Source organism: Aminobacter sp. P4_H6_2 (assembly GCF_056400805.1).
The window spans coordinates 1-3,508 of the sequence record NZ_JBFUKO010000565.1; the positions used below are offsets into that span (position 1 = coordinate 1).

The 3,508-nt window shown below is 61.4% G+C and carries 2 protein-coding genes; one reads left to right on the plus strand and one right to left on the minus strand.

Annotated elements, in window-relative coordinates; genetic code table 11:
* Positions 1-2,906: SDR family NAD(P)-dependent oxidoreductase (locus AC1DUU_RS26585; protein ID WP_476786353.1), on the plus strand; the 2,906-nt coding region annotated here is incomplete at its 5' end.
* A 39-nt stretch (positions 2,907-2,945) separates the two neighbouring features.
* Here AC1DUU_RS26585 and AC1DUU_RS26590 read toward each other — a convergent pair.
* Positions 2,946-3,508: TolC family protein (locus tag AC1DUU_RS26590; RefSeq protein WP_476786354.1), on the minus strand; the 563-nt coding region annotated here is incomplete at its 5' end.

Consider the following 3,508-nt stretch of genomic DNA (forward strand, 5'->3'; position numbering starts at 1 on the left):
CGGGCGAACTGGCGTCACGTCACCAGGCAAAACTGGTTCTGATCGGGCGGCTGGCACTTCCGCCTCGGGATGAGTGGGCAAAGCGGACCCTTCTGCTTTCGCGCGGCGACCGCACGCGTCGCGCCATCGAAGCGATCCAGACCCTGGAGGCAAAGGGCGCGGAGGTGCTCTACCTAACGGCTGACGTAAGCAACGTCGAAGACATGACTGTGGTAGCCGACAAGGCGCGCGCCACCTTTGGCGACATCAATGGCGTGTTCCACGCGGCGGGTCTCGTGGATGACAATCTGATCCAGTTGAAAACGCTGGAGGAGATGGAGACAGTGCTGTCGCCGAAGCTGCACGGCACCGTGGTCCTCGACCAGGTTTTCCAAGACAGGCCTCTCGACCTCTTAGTGCTGTTTTCGTCGACCAGCACCGACACCGCACCTGCCGGGCAAGTCGACTACGTCGCCGCCAATGCCTATCTCAACGCCTATGCGGAGAGCCGCTTCTCCAATCAGGCGCGGAAGACCATTGCCTTGCACTGGGGCGTCTGGAACGATGTCGGGCTGGCCGCGCGAGYCACAGGCCAGACGGTCCAGATCCAAGCGCCAATCTCACAACGTGGCGCAGCACAGGGCCCGTTCTTCAACGAATGGGTGGAGGACGCGCAAGGCGAGGTGTGGCTCGAGACACGCATTTCACCGCGAAGCCATTGGATGCTCGACGAGCATCGGCTCGTCTCGGGACAGGCCATCTTGCCAGGTACCGGCACTATCGAGATCATCGCCCAGGCCATGAAAGAGTACGGCGCCGATCAGGACCAGGAGATCGCAGATCTCTTCTTCCTTCGTCCGCTTGAAGTCGATGACCGGAACGAGAAGATCCTTCGCGTGCGGTTTGCGGCGGACGGCGACATGCAGCGCGTGTTCGTCACCGCCGTCGATGCCGAATTGGTGTCGGAAGGTTTCACCCTCCACAGCGAAGCGACACTGCGCAAACGTCGCGCCAAGCCCCATGCCCCCGCGGAACTGGCAGCAGCGTCGGCGYGATTGATCGCATGCCAGCGCGCCGAGGATGGAGCAGCACTACGCTCCGTCCAGGAAGACCACATCCGCTTCGGGCCGCGCTGGAAGGTGCTGCGCTCGCTTGCTCGCGGAGACCGGGAAGCCTTTGCCGAACTCAGACTCGACCGGGCCTATCGCGGCGATATCGCGACTGGCTTCATCGCGCATCCAGCGCTGCTGGATATCGCCACCGGATTTGCGCTCGACCTCGCGCCCGGCCATGCAACGTCGCACGCGCTGTGGGCGCCGATGTCTTATGGCAGCATCGCGCTGTTTAGGACACTTCCTGAAACGATTGTAAGTTGGGCGAGGCTGAGCGAAATCTCCGATCTCGGCGACGGGTACGCATCCTTCGACATCACCATTGCCGAACCGGACGGCAACATCGTTGCGGAGATCGAACGTTTCGTGATGAAGCGGCTCGATGACGATCTTGCACTGGCAGCGTCGCGCAGCGTCGATCGGGCTCATAAGCCTTCAGGCGATGAAAAGGAGCAACTGTCGCCGGCCGCTTTGCAACTCGCCGCTCAGGTGAGGCAGGGCATCCTGCCATCCGAGGGCTTCGAGGCGATGATTCGCGCGCTCAGCACCGGTCAGCCACAGCCGATAGTCAGTTCGATGGATCTTGGAGCGTTACGCAAACGGGCAACGCAACCGCGCATCGAAATCCAAGGGTCGGGTGAGGTCTTCGAGCGTCCCGATCTCGACAGCGACTATGTCGCGCCCCGTGACGAGATCGAACGCACCCTTGCAGGGTTCTGGACCGAATTGCTCGGTGTCGAAAAGATCGGCGTGCACGACAGTTTCTTCGACATCGGCGGCCATTCGCTGATCGCGGTACGTCTGTTTCGCATGATCAGGAAGCAGTTCGCACTCGACCTGCCTATCTCCGTGCTGTTCGAAGCCCCGACCATCGCCGAGTGCGCAGCGCTTATCAGCGAGCAGGCGGCGCCGCTGTCAGCCAAGACGCAAGGCGATGGTGCTCCAGATGACAAGAAAATCGAAAAGAAGACCCACCTTGTCGCCATGACTTCGGGGCGCTCGGTTGGCGCAACGCCATTCTTCCTTTGTGCAGGCATGTTCGGCAATGTGCTCAATCTACGACAGCTGGCCATGCAACTTGGCACTGATCGCCCAGTCTATGGGCTCCAGGCGCGCGGCCTCTATGGTGATCAGGAACCACACGACAGTTTCGTTGCGATGGCGCGCGACAATCTCAAGGAGGTTCGCGCCGTCCAGCCGCACGGACCCTATCTGTTGGGAGGATTCTCCGGCGGCGGTCTTGTTGCATACGAGATGGCGCAGCAGCTGCGCGACGAAGGTGAGGAAGTCGCACAACTGATCCTGCTGGATACGCCCTTGCCGACGCAACCCCCGCTATCGCTACGCGACAGGCTCTCCATGAAGGTTCAGGACCTGCGCCGGGAGCGCCTGAACTTCGTTGCCAACTGGATCGAAAGCCGCAGGCGTTGGAAACAGAAAGTCGAAGGCCGTGCCGATGCCGAGCAGGCAGAACAGGCCTCCGAGCAGTTCCACAATCTGGCGATCGAAACCGCTTTCCGCACCGCGCTGCCGCTTTATGAACTCAAGCCCTATGCGGGAAAGGTGCTGCTGCTTCGACCGAAGCTCAACGTCATCTATCATCTGAGTGGCGGACGTATGCTCCAAGATGGCCGGAACATTGCCATGGCCGACAATGGCTGGACGCCCTATGTCGCCGATCTGACTGTACAGGAGGTACCGGGCGACCATGACGGCATGGTGCTGGAGCCGTTCGTGCGCATCCTTGCCGACCGGATCAAGAAGCGTCTGAAAGAACCGCTACCTGGTGCGGTCTACGGCATGGCGGCCGAGTAGCCAAGGCCAGAGCAAGATCGCGAGAAGTGGAAACAGGTTCTAATCGGCCGCTGCCGTCTGCTGAACGAGCGGCACACCGAAAAGCTCGCCAATCAGGCCGGTTTCCGCCGCCAGCGTATAGTCGGCCGCGACAACGTCGAAACGCGCCTCATTGAGGTTGATCTCCGAATTGGCAAGGTCGGCGATCGCCCTGATCTCATCGAAGGTCGAGCGTTCGCCCACCTTCCGCTCCGCGCGCACACCTTCGAGACTCGAAGCGGCGTTACGCCTTTCTGCCTGAGCCAGGCTGAACATGCGCCCCGCGAGAGCGCGGCGATCGAACGCTGTACGAATCGCTGCGGTCACGCCAATTCGTGCCGCATCGGCTTCAAACACCGCCGCTCGGTTCTCGTCATTACGTTGCCTGATGGTCGCACTGACCCGCCCACCTGTATAGATCGGCATGGAGAACCGTACCTCGCCACGCCCCACGACATTGAGATCGACACCGGGAAGCGCAACCTGACCGCCGCCTATGCTCAGTCCAGCCGACACCGTCGGCAGCAAATCACCTTTCGCCCCACTGACACGGGCCTTGGCAGCATCCGCGCGCGCATCACGCT